The 24303-nt window shown below is 55.6% G+C and carries 21 protein-coding genes; 10 read left to right on the top strand and 11 right to left on the bottom strand.

The features are described 5' to 3' along the window. Nucleotides 1–9: 9 nt before the first annotated feature. The 3 genes from PSR63_RS19650 to PSR63_RS19640 all read right to left on the bottom strand — a co-directional run bounded on the left by PSR63_RS19650 (nt 10) and on the right by PSR63_RS19640 (nt 4439). Nucleotides 10–1875, bottom strand: coding sequence for a 2-oxoacid:acceptor oxidoreductase subunit alpha (locus tag PSR63_RS19650; protein WP_274327382.1), 1866 nt, complete (start codon nt 1873–1875; stop codon nt 10–12). Nucleotides 1876–2682: 807 nt separating this feature from the next. Beyond that, nucleotides 2683–3564 carry a hypothetical protein gene (locus PSR63_RS19645; RefSeq protein ID WP_274327381.1) on the bottom strand — a complete coding sequence of 294 codons (882 nt, stop codon included), beginning with the start codon at nt 3562–3564 and terminating at the stop codon, nt 2683–2685. 59 nt (nt 3565–3623) lie between these two features. After that, nucleotides 3624–4439, bottom strand: a complete 816-nt coding sequence (locus PSR63_RS19640) for an alpha/beta hydrolase (protein ID WP_274327380.1) — start codon at nt 4437–4439, stop codon at nt 3624–3626. A gap of 175 nt (nt 4440–4614) precedes the next feature. On the opposite strand from PSR63_RS19640, the gene ribA reads away from it, so the two are divergent. Next, nucleotides 4615–5820, top strand: a complete 1206-nt coding sequence (gene ribA / locus PSR63_RS19635) for a GTP cyclohydrolase II (RefSeq protein ID WP_274327379.1) — start codon at nt 4615–4617, stop codon at nt 5818–5820. 3 nt (nt 5821–5823) lie between these two features. Here the strand turns inward: ribA and PSR63_RS19630 are convergent, their stop codons facing one another. The 3 genes from PSR63_RS19630 to PSR63_RS19620 are packed head-to-tail and all read right to left on the bottom strand — an operon-like array spanning nt 5824 to nt 7364. Next, nucleotides 5824–6099 (bottom strand): hypothetical protein, encoded by a 276-nt coding sequence (locus PSR63_RS19630; RefSeq protein WP_274327378.1) that lies wholly within the window; start codon nt 6097–6099, stop codon nt 5824–5826. 11 nt (nt 6100–6110) lie between these two features. Then, nucleotides 6111–6539: an RrF2 family transcriptional regulator gene (locus PSR63_RS19625; RefSeq protein WP_274327377.1), complete on the bottom strand. Its 429-nt coding sequence runs from the start codon at nt 6537–6539 to the stop codon at nt 6111–6113. Nucleotides 6540–6545: 6 nt separating this feature from the next. Continuing rightward, nucleotides 6546–7364 (bottom strand): phosphoadenylyl-sulfate reductase, encoded by an 819-nt coding sequence (locus PSR63_RS19620; RefSeq protein ID WP_274327376.1) that lies wholly within the window; start codon nt 7362–7364, stop codon nt 6546–6548. A 284-nt stretch (nt 7365–7648) separates the two neighbouring features. On the opposite strand from PSR63_RS19620, the gene PSR63_RS19615 reads away from it, so the two are divergent. Then, the gene (locus tag PSR63_RS19615) at nt 7649–8506 is read left to right on the top strand and encodes a hypothetical protein (RefSeq protein WP_274327375.1); all 858 of its coding nucleotides are present in this window, start codon (nt 7649–7651) and stop codon (nt 8504–8506) included. 73 nt (nt 8507–8579) lie between these two features. Here PSR63_RS19615 and PSR63_RS19610 read toward each other — a convergent pair whose 3' ends face one another. Further along, on the bottom strand, nt 8580–10214 hold the full coding sequence (locus PSR63_RS19610) for a cation:proton antiporter (RefSeq protein WP_274327374.1): 1635 nt from the start codon (nt 10212–10214) through the stop codon (nt 8580–8582). Nucleotides 10215–10491: 277 nt separating this feature from the next. Here PSR63_RS19610 and PSR63_RS19605 point away from each other — a divergent pair, with 277 nt between their 5' ends. Then, a complete protein-coding gene (locus tag PSR63_RS19605; RefSeq protein WP_274327373.1) occupies nt 10492–11988 on the top strand; it encodes a rhamnulokinase in 1497 nt (498 codons plus the stop codon). 5 nt (nt 11989–11993) lie between these two features. Here PSR63_RS19605 and PSR63_RS19600 read toward each other — a convergent pair whose 3' ends face one another. After that, entirely contained in the window at nt 11994–12587 is a 594-nt protein-coding gene (locus tag PSR63_RS19600; protein ID WP_274327372.1) for a GNAT family N-acetyltransferase, read from the bottom strand. Nucleotides 12588–12773: 186 nt separating this feature from the next. Between PSR63_RS19600 and PSR63_RS19595 the strand changes: the two genes are divergently transcribed. The 6 genes from PSR63_RS19595 (at nt 12774) to groL (ending at nt 17730) form a co-directional block, all read left to right on the top strand. Further along, a complete protein-coding gene (locus tag PSR63_RS19595) occupies nt 12774–13817 on the top strand; it encodes a Gfo/Idh/MocA family protein (RefSeq protein WP_274327371.1) in 1044 nt (347 codons plus the stop codon). Between the two features lie 71 nt (nt 13818–13888). Next, nucleotides 13889–14263: a hypothetical protein gene (locus PSR63_RS19590; RefSeq protein ID WP_274327370.1), complete on the top strand. Its 375-nt coding sequence runs from the start codon at nt 13889–13891 to the stop codon at nt 14261–14263. 126 nt (nt 14264–14389) lie between these two features. Next, nucleotides 14390–14698, top strand: coding sequence for a hypothetical protein (locus PSR63_RS19585; protein WP_274327369.1), 309 nt, complete (start codon nt 14390–14392; stop codon nt 14696–14698). Nucleotides 14699–15073: 375 nt separating this feature from the next. Continuing rightward, complete coding sequence (locus tag PSR63_RS19580) at nt 15074–15370, top strand: hypothetical protein (RefSeq protein ID WP_274327368.1); 297 nt, start codon at nt 15074–15076, stop codon at nt 15368–15370. 343 nt (nt 15371–15713) lie between these two features. Next, a complete protein-coding gene (locus tag PSR63_RS19575) occupies nt 15714–16046 on the top strand; it encodes a co-chaperone GroES (protein WP_274327367.1) in 333 nt (110 codons plus the stop codon). 70 nt (nt 16047–16116) lie between these two features. Then, complete coding sequence (gene groL / locus PSR63_RS19570; protein WP_274327366.1) at nt 16117–17730, top strand: chaperonin GroEL; 1614 nt, start codon at nt 16117–16119, stop codon at nt 17728–17730. Nucleotides 17731–17830: 100 nt separating this feature from the next. Here groL and ppk2 read toward each other — a convergent pair whose 3' ends face one another. Then, nucleotides 17831–18745 carry a polyphosphate kinase 2 gene (ppk2, locus tag PSR63_RS19565; RefSeq protein ID WP_274327365.1) on the bottom strand — a complete coding sequence of 305 codons (915 nt, stop codon included), beginning with the start codon at nt 18743–18745 and terminating at the stop codon, nt 17831–17833. Between the two features lie 95 nt (nt 18746–18840). Next, nucleotides 18841–19872: a LysR family transcriptional regulator gene (locus tag PSR63_RS19560; RefSeq protein ID WP_274327364.1), complete on the bottom strand. Its 1032-nt coding sequence runs from the start codon at nt 19870–19872 to the stop codon at nt 18841–18843. 350 nt (nt 19873–20222) lie between these two features. Here PSR63_RS19560 and PSR63_RS19555 point away from each other — a divergent pair, with 350 nt between their 5' ends. Beyond that, nucleotides 20223–21017, top strand: a complete 795-nt coding sequence (locus PSR63_RS19555; protein ID WP_274327363.1) for a universal stress protein — start codon at nt 20223–20225, stop codon at nt 21015–21017. Nucleotides 21018–21169: 152 nt separating this feature from the next. Here the strand turns inward: PSR63_RS19555 and PSR63_RS19550 are convergent, their stop codons facing one another. Continuing rightward, nucleotides 21170–24190, bottom strand: a complete 3021-nt coding sequence (locus tag PSR63_RS19550; protein WP_274327362.1) for a hypothetical protein — start codon at nt 24188–24190, stop codon at nt 21170–21172. Nucleotides 24191–24303 lie beyond the last annotated feature (113 nt).

Here is a 24303-nt window from a genome sequence, read left to right as displayed (position 1 = left end):
CTTATTGATTTAGTCCAACATCGACTCGATCTTTTCGACGATCTCGGTCGTAGTGAAAGGCTTCCCTTGCACCTTGTTCAGACCGACGGCGTCGACCAGGTACTTGTCGCGAAGCAACAGACGCAGCTGTCCCAGATTCAATTCTGGAACCAGCACTTTGTCGAAGCTCGAAAGCAACTCGCCCAGGTTTCGTGGGAATGGATTGAGGTATCGCAGGTGAGCGTGGCTGACCGACTTGCCTTGGGCTTGCAGCCGAGCAACCGCCGTGCGGCACGAACCATAGGTACCGCCCCAGCTGACGACCAACACCTTGCCACTTTCGCTGCCCATCACTTCCTGTGGTGGAACGGCCTCGGCAATGTTGGAAACCTTCTTGGCACGGGTCATCACCATGTGATGGTGGTTTTGCGGATCGTAACTGACGTTACCGGTACCATCCTGCTTTTCGAGACCACCGACGCGGTGCATCAAGCCAGGCGTACCAGGAATGGCCCAAGGACGAGCCAGTTCTTCGTTTCGGTCGTAGGCCAAAAACGGCGGATCATCTTCGTTACGCGGACCAGGATGAGTGACTTCGATCTTGGGAAGATCAGCCATCTTCGGAATCCGCCACGGTTCGCTACCGTTGGCGATGTAACCGTCGGTCAGGATGACGATCGGCGTCATGAATCGCGTTGCAAGTCGCCATGCTTCGATGGCGACGTCGAAGCAGTCGGCAGGACTGCGAGCCGCGATGATCGGCAGCGGCGATTCACCGTTACGGCCAAACATGGCCTGCAACAGGTCAGCCTGTTCAGTCTTAGTCGGCAGACCGGTGCTCGGACCACCACGCTGAACGTCAACGATCACCAGCGGTAGTTCCAGCATCATGGCCAGGCCCATGGCTTCTCCCTTGAGTGCCATGCCGGGACCACTGGTCGTGGTGAGTGCCATTTCGCCGCCATAGGCAGCACCAATCGCGGCACAGACGGCAGCGATTTCGTCTTCGGCCTGGAAGGTCAGCACGTTGTAATGCTTGAACTTGCTCAGCTCGTGCAGAATGTCACTCGCTGGCGTGATCGGGTACGAACCGAGGAACAGTTTCTTCTCGCTCAGCTTGGCAGCACTAATCAGGCCCCAAGCCAAGGCCTGGTTGCCGGTCATGTTGCGATAGGTACCTGGCGGCAGCTTGGCCTTTTCGACCGTATAGCTACTGCGGAACGCATCGGTCGTTTCGCCGAAGTTGTAACCGGCCTTCAAAGCACGGCGGTTCGCTTCGGCAATGGCTGGCAACTTCGAGAACTTAGCTTCGATGAATCGCAAGGTCGGCTCCATCGAGCGACCGTATAGCCAGAAGACCAGGCCCATCGCGAAGAAGTTACGGCAACGATCCGATTCCTTCACGCTCAGGTCGAGTCCATCGACAGCACCGCGTGTCATGCTGGTCATCGGAACCGAGAAGACCTGGTATCCGCTCAGCGAATCGTCTTCGATCGGGTTGGCTTCGTAACCGGCCTGACCAAGGGCTTTCTTATCGAACGCGTTGCTGTTGACGATCAGCACGCCATTCTTCTTCAGGTCGGCCAGGTTGGTCTTGAGAGCCGCGGGATTCATCGCAACCAATGCGTCGACCGTTTCACCCGGGGTGAAAATGTCGTGCGAAGCGAAGTGAATCTGGAAACCACTCACACCGGCTAGCGTTCCACGCGGTGCACGGATTTCGGCCGGGAAGTCGGGGAAGGTCGCAATGTCGTTACCGGCCAAAGCCGAGGTATTCGAGAACTGCGTACCGGCCAATTGCATACCGTCGCCAGAGTCGCCGCAGAAGCGAACGGTCGCTTCTTCCAAGGGCTGAATCTCTTTTACGACAGTCGTTTCATCAGTTGTGGTAGACATGGTTTATCGGGCAATCCGAGCAACAACAGGGTTTCTATGGGAATTATGGAAAAGCGCGTCCTTACGGCAAATCTCGCGTGGCTCGCTGCTTTCGGTCAGGTTGGTTGTGCGTTGACAGACTCTGCATGAACGATTCGAAATTGTGTGATCTACTACTCAACCAAATGTTATCAATGTCTGCCACGCAATTTGGGCTTGCCATCCTCCCGAAACGGGAAGTCAGCTGGCGGGAGAGAGGCTGTTTCCCCGATTCAGACGAATTCACACCAATCGGCTGGGGATCGCCTGCAAATCGGGTTCGCTGGAGGAAGTCGACGAAGTCGGTGGTCCACCGATACGTCGGGATCGGGGCTGTCTCAAGCGGCCGGATGCTGACGGTTGCTAGTGGGGCTGCAAACGTGTCAGCTTGCCTGGGCCGAACGGACTTTGCTTCGTGCTTCATAGCCTTCGGGGCAAAAGCCGATTGATCGCTGCTATCACTGGCAGCGATCCGCCTTCAATCTTTCTGGGATTTCCGAACTTCCAATAGCCTCGCAACACTGCGTAACTAATTGAAATTTCGACGGTAACCCCTTTTTTTATGAGGCAATTTTGCCGGTTATGCCGATTTTTCGGGGTTCGCGTAACCGTATAGTCTAACAATGTCCCCCAATCGGTAGAACAAGACGACCTGCGAAACCTGGGTAAAACCGGGAGAAATTACCGCAATTTACCCCAAATCGGACAACGTTGTCCATTTTATAGCTCGTCCCATCAGAAGGAAATACCAAGACTGCCAGCAAACAAGAAATTCCGAGCGATTTTTCCCTACTCGTCGAAGTCGCCAAACGCTGGCGGGCGGCCTTCTTTTTCGTAGAACTTCGACAGGTCGATCCCCCCTCGATTCTCTTCCTCCAGCAGCTTGATCCGCGCTTCCAGACGCTCCATTCGCCGCATCATTTGAGGAAGCAGGAACTGCTCTTCTTCCAACTTCTTTTTCGACGGCACCTTCGGATAGCCAAGCTGTCGCTGCAAGGCAGAAAACAGCAGCAGCGGATCTCGCTTCCGATTGGCCAGGGCAATGCGTCCCTCACGCTCGCCAAACAGCGGCGGGAAGTCCGAACCAGGCAGCTTGCCGCCACGGCGAATCTGCTGCGTGATGTAATGCTCGCTGCGGACGTAGATCATGTCAGCAATGTCGATCAGGCCAATCCGCCGTCGATTGACCTCCAAAAAACGCCGCCAGTGCTCGTCGTACATCGGGTCCGTGGCCATCGCCGCGAAGCCGCTATCGTACTTCAACCGATGCCGACAGATCGTTTCAAACTGATAAAGAAACAGGCTCGTCGGAGTCGCGTGGTCGGCTCTCAGCTTGACTTCGTACTTCAAGATCTCGAGGCCTGTCTGAAAGTCGAACTTCCCGCGATCGTCTTCCGATGACTCGACAATGAATGTTTGAAAGCCGGTGAAGTAATGCGACAGGCGTTTCATCGCCGGGTGAAACTGGCCGCTGTGCCGGAGTTCGGCCGCCAGAAAATCGATCGCCATCGGCAGCTTGGTCGTCACGAGAATCTCGTCGCGAACGCTCTTCAAGATCTCCTGCATCGGGCGATTATCGGCCAGTCCCGCTTGAAGCCCTTCGAAGAAGTGCCGCTGCTCGACATATTCCTCGGCTTCTAATTCAGGGGATGGCTGCGCCTCGTCACTCATGCTGTTGCCGACACTTTCTCGCTGAGGGATGCCCCGCTTCCCTCGGGAAGTGGGTGAAGTTACGACTTCCCGAGTTTGAGATGTCCGTCGAGGAATTTCAATGCCTCTCGCTTGGCCTGGGGATCGATGAACGTGCCCAGGTGCCCGCGTCCTTCGGCTTTGTAGAATGTTGTCGGGATGCCCAATGAGGACAATTTGTCATGCATGACCTCGGCATTCCGCAGTGGAACGACACCATCATTGGTGCCATGAAAAAAGAAAATAGGAGGACACTTGGCCGTCACATGCGTGAGTGGCGAGGCGTCTTCGTAGGTGCCAGGCACATCGGCACGCGAGCCTCCGAGGAAGAATTTCAGCCGTTCGCTTTGTGGTGGTTCCTTAGTGAAATCACACGGAGCACCACCCGCGACGACTGCTCTCAGCTGAGGTGCACCAGGGCCTTTTTCGGCTTCCACGGCCGCCACAAGACAGGCCAAGTGGCCACCGGCCGAGTAGCCCCAGCCGCCCACGCGCTGGGTATCGATTTTGAACTCTTCCGCGTTATCGACCAGCCAATTCAACGCTGCCTGACAGTCTTCCAGTTGAGCCGGAAAAATGTGATTCGGTGCAAAACGATACGTAATTGCCGCGACCGCGTAGCCGTTGTTCGCAAGGTAGATCGCGTGCGTCGCCATATGACTGCGCGACCCGCCGACCCACGCTCCGCCGTGTATCATGAGGATCGCCGGGAACGGTCCTTCGCCTGGAGGCAGGTACACATCGGCCTTAAGCGTCTTGTCTTCTCGCTCGGCGAAGATCTGATTGGGCACCATCCGAACGGATGGTTTTTCCGCTACCGCAGGGCCGGCTAAGACCGCGAAAGCAAAAATCGCCACGAATATTGTTTTCCAGACAGCCACAACGGACTCCGTCAAGGTGAACTATGCCGCAAAGTAGCGGGTCCTATAATGAGTTATTCCGCCGACGTTGCCCAATATTAACCCCGAGGATCATGCAGGGCATCCCTTTTTCCATCGGCGATGCCCCGTGTATTTCAGGAGAGTGCTTCCCGTGAGCCACCGATTTTCCACCGTCCAAGCGGCCGTCGATGCGATCAAAGCTGGCAAAGTTATCATTGTTGTCGATGCCGAAGATCGGGAAAACGAAGGGGATTTCGTCGCTGCGGCAGAAAAAACGACCCCCGAAGTGGTGAATTTCATGATCACCCAGGGACGCGGTCTTCTGTGTGCGGCCTGCCTGCCGGATGTCTGCGAACGGCTCGAACTGGCACCACTGGTCGAAAACAACAACGCTCCACTCCGTACGGCCTTCACGACCCCAATCGACCACAAGAACGCCAAGACGGGTATCACGGCCAAGGAACGCTCCGAAACGATTATGGCCATGGTCGACGAAAACTCGTCCGCCGATGACTTCGTGCGGCCGGGACACGTCTACCCACTGCTGGCCAAAGAAGGGGGTGTGCTGCGTCGAGCAGGGCACACCGAAGCATCGGTCGACTTGGCTCGTATGGCAGGCCTAACGCCGGCCGGCTCCCTGTGCGAGATCCTTAACGAAGAAGGGGATCGGGCTTCGCGAGAAGAGCTGATCGAAATCGCGGAGAAGTACGACCTCGAGATCATCTCGATCGAGCAGCTCATTTCGCATCGCCGCGTGAACGAGAAGCTGGTCGAACGCGGAGCGGAAGCCAAGCTGCCGACCACCTTCGGCGAGTTCGACATCATCGTCTACGACGTGAAATACGAATCGCAGGAACCAGTGGCTATCGCCATGGGTGACCTCTCTTCGGTCGAAGCTCCGCTGGTGCGTCTGCACAGTAGCTGCTTCACCGGCGACCTGATCAACTCGCTGCGCTGCGACTGCGGCGATCAGCTGAAGATGGCCCTACAACGAATCAGCGAAGAAGGGGTCGGTGCACTGATCTACCTACCGCAAGAAGGACGTGGTATTGGGCTGAAAGCAAAGATCCGAGCGTATGCCCTACAAGACCAAGGTCTCGATACGGTCGAAGCGAACCACGCGTTGGGCTTTAAGAGCGACATGCGTGACTACGGGGTTGGTATCCAGATCTTGAAGGACCTGGGCCTATCGAAGATTCGCCTGCTGACGAACAACCCCAAGAAGACCGACGCGTTCATCTACGGCGGCTTCGACCTGGAAGTGGTTGACCAGGTTCCGATTCACCCGGAACCGAACCCGCACAACCAGAAGTATCTGGATACGAAGCGGGACAAGATGGGGCACCGACTGCCGTAGCCGTTAGTTGCGCACCATGCACATGCTGTCGATGAGCTGTCCATCACGTACAATCGCCAGGCCGGCATTGCCGCGGTTGTTGGCCCAATCTTCACTGGGTGACGAATAGTTCCACAGTTCATCCCCCGGCTGCATCTGCTGAAACAGCGGGGCTGCCTGATTGAGGTAGTGACTGGCGACCGCCGCCACTTGCGGATCTTCGTTGTTGCACGTGGCCATGATCTCTTGCAACGTGGTTGGCGCGGTGAGCCACTCTTTGGGGACGGATTGCGAGTCCATCGAGACCCCTCCTAGATGTAGAACATTTCGTCGGGTTGTTCGGCAACGCGTGCCGCCAGGTTAGCCAGTGTAACCTCTTCCAGAATTTTTGTGCGTGCCTGGCAAATTTGCCCCCACACACCGCACAATGCTTCGGTCGCTGGCGTAGGCTTCTGTAGGTTCGACTCGGTCTGGTCGCCGTTGCCTTCGATGACCTGAAAGATATCAGCCAGGCTGATGCGATCGGGGGCTTGGGCTAACCGATAGCCGCCGGCGGCACCGCGCGAGGTCAGCACCAGTCCGGCCGCTTTGAGCTGAGCCATGATCTGCACGAGAAACGGCTGGGGAATACCTTGGGCCTCGACGATCTCGCGCAGTCGAGCCGGCTGTCCCGATTCATATCGGGCAGCGAGTTCGATCATCGCGATGCACGCGTATTCGGTTTTCGCCGAGACTGTCATGGCTGCCTACGCGTTGGGGCTATCGTCTTCCATCGTGTGCAAACCGCACTCGGTCTTGGCCGTACCGCTCCAGCGACCAGCACGTTCATCTTCGCCGGCGAGCACCGCACGAGTGCACGGCCAGCAGCCGACGCTGGTGTAGCCTTGGTCGTGCAGCACGTTGTACGGAACACCATGTTCGGTGATCATTCGCCAGACCCACGCCTTGGTCTGGTTGGCCAGCGGGTTGATCTTCACCAGGCCGAACTTCTTATCCCAGCCGACAATGCTGGCCTTGGCTCGGTCTTCGCTTTGATCGCGGCGAATCGCACTGATCCAGGCATGCTTGCCTTCAGCACCGCGCTTGAGGACTTTGATCTTGCGATCGAAGCAGCACTGTGTGGGATTCGTTTTGTAGAGCGGGCCTCCGTGGATCTGCTCGTACTCTTCGACCGTGTGTTCCGGCTTCAGCAGCTCGACGTCGATGCCGAACTTCTCGCGAATCTGGTCACGAACGTCGAGCGTTTCCTGGAACTGGTAGCCCGTATCGAGGTTGAAAACCGGGGTCTTGGGGGCAACCTGGGAAAGGAGGTAAAGAATTACACACCCTTCCGGCCCGAAGGCGGTTCCCATGGTGAGTTTGAGGCCGAAGCGTTCGGCTCCCCACCGGATGATCTCTTCCGGGGTGGCCGTTTCCAGCCGTGCCGAGGCCTCAGCCAACTCGGCCATGAGCTCTGGCGTGGGCTGAAGCATTTCGGAAGTTGTTTGCTGTTCTGGAGTTACTTCACCGGCCGACATGGCATTCACTTCAATCGGGACCACCGAGGTAAGGCTAGTTACTGACATAGGTTATGCGTCCTATGGGTTCATTGTTAACTATCATGACCAACTTAGTCAACAATGGGTTCGATGCTGAAAGATTTCATCGGTTACGCCACGACGCGAACTTCAGGTCGATTTGTAACGGTTATGCGGATGGTGGCAGAGTTTGAAGATTTCGCCCTTTCTTTTTCATTCATAGCGGCAGGGTTCGTGAAAAGGCATTCCTGTTACGCTAGACCAGCGACAAACGTTTCACCCGCCGTGAATCGACGAACTTTGACGACCGATCACCGCAGCCTGTGCAATCAATGCCAAGACCTAATTTTCCTTTCATCGTGCTGGGATGCCTTTGCTTTCTGTTCCTGCTCTCGCCAATTCAGGCAGAAACGATAGACGATCCCGTACTAGGATTCACGCTTGAGCTTCCCCCGGAGTTCATCGAGCGGCCCGAGATCTTCAAATCCAGGCCGGATGTTGCGTACGCGTTCCAATACGGTGAGGTGGCCGAAGGGGAACGCCCCGTATTTCTAGTTATCAAGAAGTTCCACGGCACCATCAGTCCTGAGGGCATCCAAGAAAAGGACTTACCCGAGGGGTTTAGGGGGAAGTTATTCGAAACGAAGTGGCAAGGTTTCGATGTCGCTGGGTCGGAGGTGTCCGAGAACCTCAATGGCGTCGACACGATCACCTACAATGTTCCGATCCCACTCAAAGTCAGAGCGATTCAGGTCAAACTGTTTGGTCCGGCGGATCGAACCGAAGAGTTGAATACGCTCTTGCCTGAGATCCTGGACAACTTGAAAGGTGAAAGCAACTGGTCCTCCTCCGAAGCAATCTCCACTCAGTTGTTTCCTGACAGTTACGCGACCGTCTTACTGGTCATGGCCATCGTTGGCGTGGTGCTTAGTCTGGTCTTTCTGTGGTTCGCCTCGACGCGTACACCCAAGGGAACCGTGTTGATCGTCGCAGTTGCCCTGTATGCCAGTAGTTGGCAATTCGATGACGTGCCGGTGCGTGAGATGCACTTAGTCATCGGCATGATGCGGATGATTGGCTTCGCTGGAGGAATCCTCGGCCTGATCGACCTGATCCGCAGAAGCAAAACCAAACAAGAAGAAGAAAAAGAACCAATCCCACCCGAACCAGAGTCAGAAACAGGAAGCTAAACTCGCTTCGTTCTTCACTGAAAACTGACCACTGAAAACTTCGAACTACGTCAGGCCACCGTAGGCCTGAGGTTTAAAACGACTCGCTCTCGGCCAGCTTTTCAATCATCCCGATCAGTTGCAGGGCCGTTTGCGATTCTTCGTCGGTGACGTAGTCGGCCCCCACCAGGTGCAGACGTTCGCGATTGCGTTGGTACCGGCAACGAGCCAGGATCGTGCAGTGGCGGTTCATTGCGCGGATCGATTTGACGATCTGCACCGAAGCTTCATCGTCCGGCACGGCAACCAATGCCAGGTTGGCGTGGGCGATTTCAGCTTCTTCCAGCGTTTTGCGTTTGGTCGCATCACCGGTAACAGCTCGGAAGCCAGCTTGTACCAAGGGATAGGTATTCACCGAGTTCAGGTCGATAAAACGCACATCAGCCCCGGAAGTCTCAATCCGCGAAGCGACCTGCCGGGCAACCGGTCCCACGCCGATGATGACCGCCTCGCGAATTTGTTCACGGGCTTCGATCGGCTTCTCTTCCTTCTTGACGTGCAGGGCCGTTTCGTCCCTTAGCTTGCGCACGCCCCACTTGATTAGGCCGGGGGTCAGAATCATCGTACCGATCGCCAGGACCAGCATCTGGTTGTAATGTGTCTCGTCGATGAGTTCCGCTTCCATCCCTTCCGACAAAAGCAGGAAGCTCAATTCACCCACCTGCGACAGGCCCAACCCCATCAGCAAGGCAACCTTCCAATTCATGCCGGAAAGCTTCAACGCGAGACCAGCCCCAATCGTTTTCACGGCGATGATCAATGGGAAACCGATCAGCACCAACATGGGATCGCGGAGCAGCGCTTGAATGTCGAGCAAGCCACCCAATGAGATAAAGAACACCGCCGCAAAACTTTCGCGAAACGGCAGCGTCAGAGCATCGACCTGCTGCGTGAAGCGATTTCCACCGAGGATCAGCCCGGCCCCAAATGCCCCAAACGCGGCCGGAAGTCCCAGCATGTGGGCCACGAAGCAGCCGCCACCCAGCAGGGCCAACGCGAATAGCAGCAGCAACTCACGACTGCGAAGCATCGAGAACAGCGGCAACGCGAAGCGATGGGTCACGAACGCCAGAACCGGGATCGTCGTCACGAATAACAGCGACACGATCGCCAGACGGATGAACTCGTAGCTGGAGTTCTCGCCGGTAGCGGCCAAAAGCGGCACGGCTAACATCAAGGGGACGATTGCCATATCTTGAAACAGCAGGATCCCCACGCTGCGAATACCAGCCGGCGCGGAAGCCACGTTCAACTCGTGCAGGGCTCGGAAGACGAGCACCGTCGAACTGAGCGCCACGGCCGCCCCCAGAAGCGCGGCTCCTTGCCAGGGAATGCCAATCATGGCGAATAAAAAGCTGGCCGGCACACTGACAGCGATCAGCTGGATAAAGCCGGCAATCAAGATCCACGGCCCGACGTGCTTCAGCTCTTCCCACGAGATTTCCGTCCCGATCGAAAACAGGAGGAACAGGGCCCCCATTTCCGCCAAGTGCTTCAGGTCGTGGTTCTCGGTATGCAGGATCTGCAGTCCGCCGTCGCCGATGATAGCACCAGCGACCAGGTAACCAACGATCGTCGAAAGGTGGTAATACCGACAAAACGCACCCGACACGAAACCTGCTGCCAGGATAACGATCAGGTTCAATGCCAGAATTTCAAGCGGTTCCACAGGCAATAACCCCGGAAGCGATAGGCGAAGGTGCGTGATTCATGGTTGTTTTTTGTTTCGATCGGACAGCCATTAGTTTTAAGCGGACACACCCTTTTTAGCGATTGGGCCTGAGGGCACTTTCTTCAGAATCTCGCTGGAAAACGATGATTGTTGACGCCGCTTGTGTCTATTAAACTGCAATCCCACTTCCCTCGGAACAGGCGTTAACCTCTTGTCTGCCTGTCTCTGATAATACGGTTACCCCAATCCTGCATCTGCACAAAAAAGTTCAACTATGTCTAACAAGACCTATCTCGCCGTCGACCTGGGCGCTTCCAGTGGTCGAGTTCTCGGTGGCCGATTCGATGGTACCAAGCTGGAACTGGAAGAAATCCATCGCTTTGAGAACGGCCCCGTCGCCTTCGCTGGGCATTTGCACTGGGATCTTTTAAAGCTCTGGCAGAACATCAAGGACGGTCTGACCGCCGCCGGCACCAAGTTTGGCCGTGATATCAGCAGCATCGGGGTCGATACGTGGGGGGTCGACTTTGCCCTGTTGGGAAACAATGACGAACTGCTAGGTAACCCGTATCATTACCGCGATCCCCGCACCAACGGCATCTTCGACCGAGCATTTGCCAAGGTCAGCCGCGAAGAGATCTTTGCCGAGACAGGTCTCCAGTTCATGGAGATCAACACGCTTTACCAGTTGATCGCCATGCGGGAATCGAACAGTTCGATTCTCGACTCAGCGAAAAGTTTCCTCATGATGCCTGACATGTTCCACTGGCTGCTGACCGGGGAAAAGGGCAACGAGCTGACCAACGCCACCACGACCCAGCTATTCAACCCGGTCACCAAGCAGTGGTCGCAGAAGCTGATCGACGGCTTCAACCTGCCAGGGCACATCTTCGGAGAGATCGTCGACCCAGGCACCGTCGTCGGTCCACTGCGTGAAACGGTGCTCGAGCAAATTGGCTTGAGCGGCACGAAGGTCGTCCGTCCTGGTACGCACGATACGGCATCGGCCGTGGTGGCCGTCCCTGCGAAGAGCTCGCCCGGTCAGATGCCCAACTGGTGCTATATCTCCAGCGGTACCTGGTCGCTGATGGGGGTCGAAACGCCGCATCCGATCATCAACGACCAGTGTGCCGAGTTTAACTACACCAACGAAGGGGGCGTCTACGGGACAACGCGTCTGCTCAAGAACATTGCTGGACTGTGGCTGGTGCAGGAATGCCGCCGCATTTGGAAGCAAGGCGGACACGAGTACGGCTATTCCGACCTGGTGCGTATGTCGCAGGAAGCCACCCCATTGGCTTCGTTTGTGAACCCAGACCATCCCGACTTTGCCGCTCCGCAAGATATGCCGGCTCAGCTTCGCGACTTCTGCCAGCGAACGGGACAAACGGTCCCTGAATCGGACGGGGCCGTCATTCGCTGCGTGCTGGAAAGCCTGGCCATGCGATACCGCGTGGTGCATCGCAAGCTGCAAGATCTGACCGGCACCAAGATCGACACGATCCACATCGTCGGCGGTGGTACGCAGAATCAGTTGCTGTGCCAGATGGCTGCCGATGCCTGCAATTGCCAAGTTGTCAGCGGGCCAGTTGAAGCAACGGCAATTGGTAACCTAATGCTGCAGGCTGTCGCCGCCGGCGACATCGGTAGCTTGGCCGAGGGACGCGAAGTGATTCGCAACAGCTTCCCGGTCGTGACCTACGAGCCAAAGAACCCGACGATGTGGGACGACGCGTTCCCGCGGTTTGAGCGAGTCACCGAGGCCAATTGATGCGATCAGAAGCCGGAAGACTCGATGGGCCGCCATTCTTCGTCGAGCATCGCATAAATGAAACTGTCGGTCCAAGTGCCTTCGTCTTCGTCGTAGCCGTCATGGACAAAATGAGCCTCACGTCGCATGCCGAGACGTTCCATGAGCTTCCACGAACGCTGATTCCGGGTGTCACAAGCAGCAATAATTCGATGCTGCTCTAGCTGAAGGAATGCGAACCGAAGCGCTGCGTTAGCAGCTTCCGAGGCGAAACCCTGGCCTTGATACGCTGGGTCGAAAACGAACCCGATCGATCCTTGGCGATCAACCGGGTTTTCGATTACCAGGGTGATTATCCCAATCAACTCGCCGGATTCATGCTGCTCGACAGCAAGATAAAAAGGAACTCCTGGATCTCCGATATAGATCTCTGATTGGGACAAGATGATCTGCTCGATATCCGAAGCCCCAAAGGGACCATAAAAGTCATACTTACTGCTTTCCTCATCCCCGTAGATGGCTAGTAAGCGATCGAAGTCTCCCAATTCAATTCGTCGCAGCCGTGTGCGTGACGTTTCAAGAGGCAATTCGATCGGCGAGTTCAAGTCTTTTTGCGACATAAGATATTTAGTTCCCGCGTTTAACTGGGTTGCCACTGTCTCGGCCGTCATTCATAGTACAGCAGTCTTGCATGAAATTATTTCGCCAAATTGGTGGTGTCAAATACGGGATTTCCTTCAACGCCCCGTTAGACATCTCGCCAAGCCCCTGTTTGATAGAAGATTGATCAGAAGAGGAAAACATCCATGATCAAAGTTGGCATCGTCGGCGTCGGATTTATGAGCTGGATTCATTACCTTGCCTATCAGAAGGTGCGAGGAATGAGCGTGGCCGGCTTCTGCTCGCGCGATGCCAAGAAGCAAAAAGGGGATTGGCGAGGCATCAAAGGCAACTTCGGACCTCCAGGCGAGAAGATCGATGTCTCGAAGATGAACGTTTGTGCGACACTTGAAGAACTGTTGGCGGACGATTCGATCGACATGATCGACATTTGCCTTCCCCCTGCCCTGCACGAAGAAGCGACGATCGCGGCCCTGAATGCCGGTAAGCATGTCTTGGTGGAAAAGCCCATCGCTCTAAATCCTGCCGCCGCCAAGCGGATGCAGAAAGCGGCCGATAAGAATGGTAAGCTGCTGCTGACCGCCCATGTGCTTCCTTTCTTTGCCGAGTTCAACTTCGCCTTGGAAGCCGCACGCAGCGGTAAATATGGCAAGCTGCTGGGCGGACACTTCAAGCGACTGATCAACGATCCGGTCTGGATCAAGGACTTCTTCAACCTGGAAAAGGTGGGCGGTCCACTTTTGGACCTGCACATTCACGACGCCCACTTCATTCGCCTGATGTTCGGCATGCCAACCAGCGTGACCAGCAGCGGCCGCATGCGGGGCGACTGCGTCGAGTACTTCACCACACAGTTTGGCTTCGCCGATCAAAGCTACGTGGTGACAGCCACCAGTGGCGTGCTGCATCAAGTTGCTCGTAGCTTTACGCACGGCTTCGAGATCCACTACGAAAACGCCACGCTGCTGATGGACTTCGCCGTGATCGACGACGCCCCAGTGCTATCGATGCCGCTAACCGTGCTTCCCAAGAAGGGGAAGTCGAAGCAACCGAAGCTCAAGGGTGGCGATCCGATCGATTCGTTTGCCGCGGAACTGAAGGAAGCTCAAAAGAGCATCGAATCAGGCACCCCATCCGACATCCTGGGAGGGGAACTAGCGGTCGACGCGCTGGTGCTTTGCCAGAAGCAGGCCGATTCAGTGGCTAAGGGGAAGACGGTTCGCGTCTAACTTTGCGTTTCGCTCAAGCAACACTTGCCCTTTAGTTCTGCCCTATGCTTGAACCCGAAACGTTTGCCCGTGTGATTCAACTGTTCGGCATCGCGTTTATCGTAGTCGAATTCGGTTTGTTTCTTGGATTGCTCGGGCTGATGCAAAAGATGTTCGATCACGGCGACCATGCTTGGGGATGGGTGACCCTCGTGGTGGCGCTTGTCAGGATCGGCGATCACTGGATCGGCAAAGTCATCCCTGGCGCGGGCGTCGTCTTGGGATTCGGATCGTTGATCGGCATTCTGATTGTCTTAACCGTGGGCTGGATCCGTCATCGCAAATATGAAGCGACCTGGCGGATGATTATCCTAACGGTGCTCATTCTGGCGTATTTTGCCCTAGCCGTTGGCTTAGCCCAATTCATGGTGATGTCTCTTCCCACCGGTCCGCCGTCTGATTCGTGACCCTCTTCGGCATAGTTTTTTCGGCCAAGCTACTTGCCTGCGCACTTGCCGCAACCTAGATAGCTACAGCCGAATGCCTCAACGGGGGAGCATTCGCGACCGGTGCTCTTGGGGGAGAGACATTCGATGGAAGGTATTGCGCTAGTTCTGATGGGCCTTTGCTGGCTTTTGGGCTTCATCAACGTCATCTGCTTTATCATGGTCCTCGTGAAAATGTTTCACCACGAAGACGTCGGGCTGGCCGGCCTTACCTTGCTGCTGACCGTCTGCTCGGGCGTGGGCGTCTTCTTGGGCTTCGTCGCCGGCTGGATGAATGTTGCCAAGTACGATGCGATGCGGCTGATGGGCTTCTGGACGGCTATATCCTTTGCTCAGTTCATGTTCGCCGTGGCCTACGCGCTGATCCTTTTACAGGCCGAAGGGGTCCTCAATTAATTCTTCTATCGCAGCCAAGAATGGCATTTTGCCGCCGAATGACTACGCATAGCCAAGTCATTTAAAGGGAAATGCCATGGAAATCGTGGGGCTGCCATTCGAGCTTGGGGGCTGCCTGTTGGAGTTGTTTTTCGAACTGCTGTTCTGGGCGGTGTCGGATCGAAGTTCCCGTGGGCGATAGCAGCGCGCGAATCTATTCCGATTGAGGGGTATCTCCGACCTGAAAAGGAGCTTTCCTGTAAGTTCTTTTTAAATCCCTGGGCAAAGCTTGCGGAAAACACTTGATTGAGGCTAACTCTTGCTGGTACAACACTTTCTTAAATGACGTTTCGGGGTGAAACGTGCTTTCGTCAGTCAAGTGGGGGAGTCTACACCATGGCTTTTTTGTTTCTCGGCTTAGCCGCCATCCTAGGCATCGTAAGTCTCGTTTGTTTCATCCTGATCATTGTCAAAATGTTTCAGAATGACGATTCGACGCTCGGTATCATCTGCATCGTGACCATTTTCTGCGGTATCGGTGGTCTGATCGCGTTTGTGATGGGCTGGATTAATGCCGGCAAGTACAACGCCAGCCAGTTGATGCTGATCTGGACCGGGGCGATTGTTGGTAGCGTGATCCTGAACATCATCGGCTCCGCTTTGGGCGCCGGCGACTTGGCTCCGCCACAGTAACCAGCTCCTTAAAATCACACGAAATGACAGAAGGCCGTCCCCAAACCGGGACGGCCTTTTTTTCTGTCATAATGGCAGACGAGGCTCTGACCGCCATTTCTGAATGGCCTTCTGCGAATTCTATTACACCCAAGTCTATACCTCACAGCCACTTGCGTCTCGATAGACACTTTCTGGCACGCCAATTGCAACATTGAGCACTCACGCAATTGTTCGCGCAACAATGGCAGTCGGGCCCGGTTCAGACAAACCGCGCTCGCGAAAGCCAACCGTTCATATCCCGCATCGGCGTCTCCTGAGTCAGGAGACACAAGCCCCTAGTTTTCTGGAGGAAGGCATTAGCATGGCAACGGCTACGAAAAAGAAGGCTTCGAGCACCAAGCAACGTTTGCAGCCCCTGGGCGATCGCGTTGTCGTTCGTCGCGACGAGCTGGAAGAAAAGACCGCAGGCGGGATCTTCCTGCCAGAAACCGCCAAGAACAAGCCATCCCGCGGCGTGGTCGTGAGCGTTGGTAGCGGTCGTCTCTTGGACGACGGCAGCCGCAGCCCACTGCAAGTGAAGGAAGGCGATAAGGTTGTTTTCAGCCTGTACGCTGGTAGCGATACCTTCACCGTCGCCGACGAAGAAGTCATCCTGCTTCGCGAAGACGACATCCTGGCCGTCATCGAAGGCTAGAAATCGACCTCCGGTCATTCATTCTCGTACACATTCTCAGACGAATCGAAACATTTAGGAGATACCATCGATGGCAAAGATCATCGCCTTTGATCAGGAAGCACGCGAAGCCATCCGTCGCGGCGTATCCAAGTTGGCGAAAGCCGTCAAAACGACTCTGGGCCCCAAGGGTCGTAACGTCATTATCCAGAAGTCCTTCGGCAGCCCGACCGTCACCAAGGACGGCGTGACCGTGGCCAAGGAAATCGAACTGGAAGACGTTTACGAAAACATGGGCGCTCAGATGGTTCGCGAAGTTGCCAGCAAGACGAGTGACGTCGCTGGTGACGGTACGACGACGGCTACGCTGATGGCTGAAGCAATCTTCAACGAAGGTTTGAAGGCTGTTGTCGCTGGCGTAAACCCAGTTCAAATGAAGGCCGGTATCGAAAAGGCCGTTAACGCCATCACCGCCGAACTGAACGGCATGGCCATTCCGATCAAGAAGAAGGAAGAAATGGCCAACGTTGGCTCCATCGCTTCCAACAACGATCGCGAAATCGGCGAACTGCTTGCCGACGCGATGGAAAAGGTCGGTAAGGACGGCGTCATCACCGTCGACGAAGGTAAGTCGCTGGCTACCGAAGTCGAATGGGTTGAAGGTATGCAGTTCGATCGCGGCTACCTTTCGCCTTACTTCGTCACCAACCCGACCAGCATGCAGGTCGAATTGGAAGACGCTTACGTTCTGGTCTTTGAAAAGAAGATCAGCAACATCAAGGACCTGGTCCCTGTTCTGGAAGCTGTGGTTCAGCAGAGCAAGCCTCTGTTGATCATCGCGGAAGACGTTGACGGCGAAGCTCTGGCCACCTTGGTCATCAACCGTCTACGTGGCACGTTCGTTTGTGCTGCCGTCAAGGCTCCTGGCTACGGCGACCGTCGTAAGGCCATGATGGAAGACATTGCCATCCTGACCGGTGGTACCGCCATCTTCGAGAGCCTGGGCATTAAGCTCGAAAACCTCGGTTTGGCCGAACTCGGTCGCGCCAAGAAGGTGATCATCGACAAGGACAACACGACGATCATCGAAGGTGCTGGCGATACCCAGAACATCAAGGATCGTATCGCTCAGATCCGTCGCGAAATCGACAACTCGACCAGCGATTACGACAAGGAAAAGCTGGAAGAACGCCTGGCGAAGCTCGCCGGTGGTGTCGCCAAGGTCAACGTTGGTGCTGCGACCGAAAGCGAAATGAAGGAAAAGAAGGCCCGCGTTGAAGACGCTCTGCACGCTACCCGTGCTGCTGCTGCCGAAGGCATTCTGCCAGGTGGTGGTGTTGCTCTTCTGCGTGCTTCCTCGAAGGTCAAGTCGGACGACTTGTCGCATGACGAAGAAATCGGCTTCAACATCGTTATCCGCGCTTGCCGTGCTCCGATCACCACGATCGCCACCAACGCTGGTAAAGATGGCAGCATCATCTGCGAAAAGATCTTGGACTCGAAGGGCAACCAGGGCTACAACGCTCTGACCGACACCTACGAAGACCTGGTCAAGTCGGGCGTCATCGACCCAGCCAAGGTCACCAAGACCGCCCTGGCAAACGCCGCTTCGGTCGCTACCTTGCTGCTGACCAGCGACGCTCTGATCGCTGAAAAGCCAAAGGCTGACAAGAAGGGTGGCCACAGCCACGACGACATGTACTAAACCGAGTTTAGTACTTAAAAAATAGAGAAGCCCGCCGAGTGACCGCTCGGTGGGCTTTTTTCGTTTCTTGAAATTGCGAGAGCTAAGCAAACGGTGTCGTTCAATAAACTGAAGGCACAATCACATCTTCCGGCAGTGGTTGCCGCTTGTACCCTTCCTCGTGTTCACGGGGCGGAAGCGAGACTGGTTCCTGCGGTACCTCGGTGTAGGGAAGTTGCTGTAGGAAGTGGTGGATGCAGTTAAGTCGGGCGCGCTTCTTGTCGTCGGCTTCGACGACCCACCAGGGGGCTTCTGAGAAGTTCGTGCGGGCAAACATCTCTTCTTTCGCAACGGTGTATTGTTCCCAGCGGCGACGTGATTCGAGATCCATCGGGCTGAGCTTCCACTGCTTCAGTGGATCGTCGATGCGGCATTGAAAACGGAATTGCTGCTCCTGGTCACTGATCGAGAACCAGTACTTGATCAGATACATGCCTGATTGGACCAGCATGCGTTCAAACTCCGGCACGGTGCGGAAGAACTCTTCCAGCTGCTGCTCGTTGCAGAAGCCCATCACACGTTCGACACCGGCGCGGTTGTACCAGCTACGATCGAACAGCACGATCTCTCCGCCAGCAGGCAGATGCTGTACATAGCGTTGAAAGTACCACTGCGTCTGCTCGCGCTGGCTTGGGGCCGATAAGGCCACCACGCGGCAAACACGAGGATTCAACCGCTGCGTGATGCGTTTGATGGCTCCCCCCTTGCCTGCTGCATCGCGACCCTCAAACACGACCGCGACTTTCGCCTTGTGCTCGACCACCCAACTTTGCAGCTTGATCAGCTCGCGTTGCAGGCGCAACAGCTCGCGAAAGTAGACTCTCCGCGGCAATCGTCCCGGCTCGCTTGTTTCATCACGCTCGCCGACGCGATCCATCATCGCGTCTTCCAGTTCGGCCTCGAATTCTTCGTCCAACGAATCGAGGATTTCTTCGTGCAAACGCTCTTGGTCTCGGGTGGGATCGATTTCGCTCATACTACATTTCCATGGTGAACCAACGTGAGGTGAGCACGCAGCGGGTGCCTAACCCCATGGAGTCTAACAGAAACGAAGCCGCAAGAATTGTTAATTTACTGCGAGTCGGATCCCTCGGACTGCTCACTTTGAGCGTCGTGCTCGTATGAGAGATTCGTGCGATTGCGAATATCGAAGAGGACCTTCGGGGCTTCTTCCGAGATCGCCATCACGACCGGATGTAAGAGTTTCCGCTGAGCGGTGATGGCGAAGAAGTGGCTTCTTACTTCTTCCAGCGTTCCGACTAGTTCCACATCGTATTGCCGACGTACCTGATCCAGCACGGCCTCTGGCGTGGGGAATACGCCTGCCCCGCCACGGCCAAACTCTTTCAGCATTGCGCTATCATCGAACTGGGCCACGATCTTCGGACAGATGTCGTTCTCATCGAACCACCGATCGAGGCTCCTCCGCAATTCCGTGTACGGGGATGGCAGCAACAACGGGGCTCGCTGCAACGACTGGGGGAAGTCGGCCCGCAATTGTTCGGCCATCGGTTTCACGGCACAAAACGCAATCGCACAGTCACCTAGTGGGTGATTGAAACATCGCTTGTGTCCATCGGTCGAGATCGAACGGTCCGAGATGATCACGTCGTGCCGATGCCGAGAAAGGTCAGCGACCAGTTGTTCCATCGGGGCTTCGTGGTAATCAATCTGCACCGGTTCAGGATACCGGAGGACGGCTTCCAGCAGCCGGTAGGTGATCAGCTTGGGCACGTACATCGGAACACCCACGCTCAGTCGAAGTGATCGTTGCGATGGCATGCCGCGCAGGCTACCAAGCATTTCGCGTCCGGCCGAGAAGATTTCGTCAGCGTACTCGAAGACGGTTGATCCCACATCGGTCAGACGAAGCTCGCGGCCGCTTCGATCGAGGAGTTCATGATTGAGCGACTTTTCGAGCTTCTTGATCTGCGAACTTACGGTCGGCTGCGAAAGATGCAAATGATCGCAGGCGGCGGTGATGCTTCCCTGACGTACGGCAACCCAAAAGTAGAACAAGTGCAGGAAGTTCAGATCCTGGAGACGCTCGATCATCAGTTCATGTTTCCAATATTCCCGAGATTGCCGGTGGGGTAGCGACATCTTGGGGTTTCTTATGCAGCAGTAGCTCGTAGGGGGGTGCTTGCTAATTCTAGCTATCAGCATTCATTTGTACGCTGCTGCCGGGTGAATTGATCAAGAAAAGGGGACAGTTTTCATCCATTAAACTGCTTGCATAGAAATTTTAAATACCTGACCAAGATAGACGCCTTCATAGAAATTTTGAATGTAAAGCAACGAAAGAAAGTAGGGGCTTTTCACGCCCGTTTGTCCGTATAACTCTAAATGGCGGGAACATCAGTTGGATCGCCGATGCGGAAATCGGCTTTCAAGATCGCAAGTTTCTTTTGGACGTAAGAGGCTACGCCGTGCTAAAGCGAGTGCTACTTCACTTGAGCGGCTCCTTTGGAGCGGATCAGGTAATTGAACTCGGAGCGATGATCTCGCATCGCACTTCCGCGAGACTACGAGGCCTGTCCATCCTCGACACCAGCGGTCTGCAAAAAGACGGACATTTGGTTTCCGCCGCCTACACCGTTTCCGAGTCACGTCGGATCGCGCACGCCGAGCGACGGCAGATGATTTCGCATCAGCAGATGATCCAGGTCGGACAGCAATATCAGCTCGAGTTCGACACGCTGGGAATCGAGGGCGATCCTATCCAAAGCCTGGTCCGCGAAGCTCAGTACTATGACTTGTTGATCACTCGGTCTGCCGAACGTGCTCGCCGACTGCCCGGCGAATTGAATGCCTCCGAATTGATCAACCTTGTTCTAAAGAGTCGACAACCGGTTTACATCTCGCGCGGAACGAATACGAATCCTCGCCGTGTCTTACTGGTATACGACGGGAGCGAATCGTCAGCTCGGGCGATTCGCTCCTTCTTGACCCAGAAGCCGATCAAGCACGCACATTGCCGTCTTTTGGGAATTGGCGCCGCAGCTGAACCCAACGCAAAGCTCCTACGATCGATGCGTGACTATTGCGAGGCCCGGCAATCCGATCTCGAGGTCGGTTGTCTTGCCGGCTCGCTTCGAAAGGTACTCATTCCCTACGCCCAGAAGTGGGCTCCCGACGTTGTTGCCATGGGTGTGCCAAGCGCCACCGGCCTTTGGAGCAGAATCCGAGGACATGTCTCCTTAGATTTCCTCAACCGCACGCAGTTCGACTTGTACTTGATGGGGTAACCTCGGCAGCAACTCCCACCGCAACGATTCAACGGAAGAAGGAAAAGCAGGAATATGATTTGAGACAGTTTTTGAACCGAAGTATTCAGGCTTAACGGCGTACCACAAATACATCGGTGCTGCTCCCTTCGCCTACCTAATCAAAGGAGATATTACTGGGTCGCTTCGCGTGGCTGTTGATACAAGACCAACACCGGTTCCTCGGAGACCTCAATTGAAACCAATGCCCGGTTCGCGTCGATGCGTTTCCTCAACCCATCGATGCGGATCACGTCGACCTTGGCGTCCGCCGCGACGTCAAGGTCGACAACTTTTTTACGCTCGTCGTTCCACACGACCTTCAAGCACGCCCCCTGATCGTCAGTGAACAGGAACTCCTGCGTTCCGTCAGGATGCTGCTTCTCTTCCTGGAACTTCTTCACACCCAGGCTGTTGATCATGTTGTAGTACGTCACGGCATCGAGCCGCGGATTGTAGTTATTGAACTTGCAATCGAAGACGCAGTGAGCATCGCCGAACTGGCCTCGGGCATTGCCGTCCTTGTCGGGATACATGATCGTAAACCAACTGACCGTCTCGCCTCCTTCGGCAAAGAAGACCGTGCACTTTTTGATCAGTTCAATCGCGACCGCCAGGCGGGCCTGACCTTGGCTGTTGAGCCCAAGCTCCGTCGAGTGAATCGGTTTCACCGCGTCGTACTTCTGCATCAACTCGCGGTATTCGGCCATCGTGCGGCGGACCTTGGTGTAGTGCTCGTAAATATGGAAATCGTATGAGTCGAGGTAGTTCTGGTAGCCTGCTCGAAAGTACTCATCGTTCGGTTCTACCGACGTACCGATGACGTGGATTTCAGGATCGAACGCTTTGACCGCTTCGTAGACCGTCTTATACGCTTTGACATTATCCAGCACGACTTGTCCTTTGCCATGTGGTTCGTTGCCCAGGGCAATCATGGCGAGTCCCTGATCGGCGTACTCTTCCAGGAAGTTCGTCATCCCTTCCCGCAGCGACTCTTCGGTCACGTTCTTGAAGCCTTCGTCTTCGACGCGCGAGCAGGGCGTGCCGGTTACCCACTTCGCATCCAGCTTCTGAACTAATTCAAGACCGGGCAGATGCGGCTTGTAAGGAGGCTTGTTCGACCAGCCACCCCAGACGCCCATCATGCGGAGTCCCAAGCGATCGGCGAGATAGAAGTAATCCCCGATTCGGCTGTCCCAGTTGCGAATGGTGAATGGGATCTGCTCGGGGCGGTACTGCTTGCTCACCGCTTCCGGCAAGATCGCGAAGCCTGAGAACTCGGTCACGGGGTCCCCTTCCCCTTGTGGAACAGACACATGCAGTTCATAAAACTGCCCCACATTCAGAGCATCGGCACTGAGCGAAACGTTCGCCTGGTATTCACGTTGACGCTTGTCTGCGACCGGATTCAACGAAACGCTGCTGGGCCGAGCAACCACCTCACCGCGATAGTCGCAAACTTCCAAACTCAGCTGACGACCGTGCTCGTCTAATGCTTTTACGGTCGGGACGCTTACGTGAAATTCGATTGCATCGTCTGGATAGAACAGATTTCCCACCGCCTCCGAAGCAATGCGAATACTTTCCACGCTCGGTTCGGCTGGTTGCACGACAAGCCGGGCCGCTGATAGATCATCGATCGAAAACTGCCCATATGTCTTGTTTAGCCGCACGTCCCACTGGGCCGTTGTTGCCGCGGCAGGTAGTCGGACTAACTTGCTGACGCTTGTCCAGTCGTTGTCACCATAGCCAATGGCCAAGGGAAACGTCGCGAGCAGGTTTCCACCTGCATCGAACGCTCTTACGGCGACGGCACCATGAAACGAGTTATCAGGCGAATGCAACTTCGATTGCCAGCGATAAGCGAATTCCCACGTTCCTCCTTGGACAGGAAAACGTGGACTGGTCGCCAGTGTCGACTGCTGTAGTTTCTCGAGCGTACGTCGGAGTGTCAGTTGAGACTCTAACGTGACATCCCCTTCGCTCTGCCAGTCGGCGGCCTGCGTCTCGAAGTCCTCATTCCACACATGGCTTGAACGCTGGCCTTCGACAATCGCTTCCATGCGGATGTCACCCATGTCGAGGTGCATCGAAGGGGAATCGGACGAGCGACCGTTGAGCATCACTTCGATCAGCTTGACCGCGCCATGCCACTGGCCATCGTTGGCTCCACCCCAGTGTTCGCCGCCAGCGATCTTTGCCGGATCGATGGTCATCGTATGCCACTGGCCGTCGGCAACCATTTTGATCCCGTGCCGCTGATGGGTTTGATCGCTGCTGTCGACCAGACGAAGCGAGAACTCCTTCACCTCGTCGGAGAGTACCTGAAGGTGAATGGCCTTGGTCTGTTTGACATCGAGGTGGCCAAGACGATTGCGCGTGCCAACGTATCGTCCGCCCGCGCTGAAATCGGCGCTTAGCCGAAGTGCAGGCTGCTCGTCAGCCGGTCCTTCGATACGAACAAGGCTTCCTTTGGCGCCGGGAAACTCATTGCCATTGTTGTACTGCCATGTGCCGGTCCCCTCTTCGCCCAATTCATCCAAGCGAATCGACTGGGCGATCTCGACCTTCGGTGGAGTGGGCAAGAGGGTAACGTTGCGAATGGATATGCTTCCGTTTTGCAGTGCTTCGCGGCCTGCAAGAAAAACCAGCAACTTCGCTGGCTGGTGCCACCGGCCATCATTCGCGCCGCTCCATTTCTCGTAACGCGTGATGATATCCATCGGTGCACCCGCTTCCAGCGAGGCGAAGTAGCGAGCGACCGGAAACGTGAATTGCTGCCAGCCCCCCTTGTCTCCCAAGCGAATATCCAACTGATGACACTGCCCAGTACCGTCGATCAGGCGTGTCGTTAATTTCGAGACGCCACGAGGCACATTCACCTCAAACGATACCGTATCGATCGGAACGTCCGGCAAGCGTTTCGCGGCTTGCACGTACATGCCTCCGGCGGAAAAATCGCCGTGCAGCATCAGCGTCGGCTGATCTTCCTGCTTAAGTTCCAGATGCCCGACCGCTCCGGGGAATTCCTTACCGTTATCAAACGTCCAGCCTCCCAGCTTCTGCTGGGCATCGATCAGTTGCACACGCTGCTGGGCATGTGCGAAAGTTGCGAAGGTCAGGAGTAGTAGTACACAAACAAGTGGACGTATCATGGAGAATTCTGAAAAATAGGGTTACGAGCGAAGAATACCCTTGGTCCGAATTTGACCAGCGGCTTCAAGGCGAGGACAATAGCGAGCACTAGAAGCCCACCAACCTATGTCTC

This window comes from Bremerella sp. P1, from assembly GCF_028748185.1.
Taxonomy (GTDB): domain Bacteria; phylum Planctomycetota; class Planctomycetia; order Pirellulales; family Pirellulaceae; genus Bremerella.
The sequence above is the reverse complement of the archived record's forward strand: the minus strand, read 5'-3'. Positions and strand labels throughout refer to the sequence as shown.

Coding starts and splice junctions, on each gene's coding strand:
- PSR63_RS19650 (WP_274327382.1), bottom strand. CDS start 1,875: ATGTCTACCACAACTGATGAAACGACTGTCGTAAAAGAGATTCAGCCC.
- PSR63_RS19645 (WP_274327381.1), bottom strand. CDS start 3,564: ATGAGTGACGAGGCGCAGCCATCCCCTGAATTAGAAGCCGAGGAATAT.
- PSR63_RS19630 (WP_274327378.1), bottom strand. CDS start 6,099: ATGGACTCGCAATCCGTCCCCAAAGAGTGGCTCACCGCGCCAACCACG.
- PSR63_RS19625 (WP_274327377.1), bottom strand. CDS start 6,539: ATGACAGTCTCGGCGAAAACCGAATACGCGTGCATCGCGATGATCGAA.
- PSR63_RS19620 (WP_274327376.1), bottom strand. CDS start 7,364: ATGTCAGTAACTAGCCTTACCTCGGTGGTCCCGATTGAAGTGAATGCC.
- PSR63_RS19615 (WP_274327375.1), top strand. CDS start 7,649: ATGCCAAGACCTAATTTTCCTTTCATCGTGCTGGGATGCCTTTGCTTT.
- PSR63_RS19605 (WP_274327373.1), top strand. CDS start 10,492: ATGTCTAACAAGACCTATCTCGCCGTCGACCTGGGCGCTTCCAGTGGT.
- PSR63_RS19600 (WP_274327372.1), bottom strand. CDS start 12,587: ATGTCGCAAAAAGACTTGAACTCGCCGATCGAATTGCCTCTTGAAACG.
- PSR63_RS19595 (WP_274327371.1), top strand. CDS start 12,774: ATGATCAAAGTTGGCATCGTCGGCGTCGGATTTATGAGCTGGATTCAT.
- PSR63_RS19585 (WP_274327369.1), top strand. CDS start 14,390: ATGGAAGGTATTGCGCTAGTTCTGATGGGCCTTTGCTGGCTTTTGGGC.
- PSR63_RS19580 (WP_274327368.1), top strand. CDS start 15,074: ATGGCTTTTTTGTTTCTCGGCTTAGCCGCCATCCTAGGCATCGTAAGT.
- PSR63_RS19575 (WP_274327367.1), top strand. CDS start 15,714: ATGGCAACGGCTACGAAAAAGAAGGCTTCGAGCACCAAGCAACGTTTG.
- groL (WP_274327366.1), top strand. CDS start 16,117: ATGGCAAAGATCATCGCCTTTGATCAGGAAGCACGCGAAGCCATCCGT.
- ppk2 (WP_274327365.1), bottom strand. CDS start 18,745: ATGAGCGAAATCGATCCCACCCGAGACCAAGAGCGTTTGCACGAAGAA.
- PSR63_RS19560 (WP_274327364.1), bottom strand. CDS start 19,872: ATGTCGCTACCCCACCGGCAATCTCGGGAATATTGGAAACATGAACTG.
- PSR63_RS19550 (WP_274327362.1), bottom strand. CDS start 24,190: ATGATACGTCCACTTGTTTGTGTACTACTACTCCTGACCTTCGCAACT.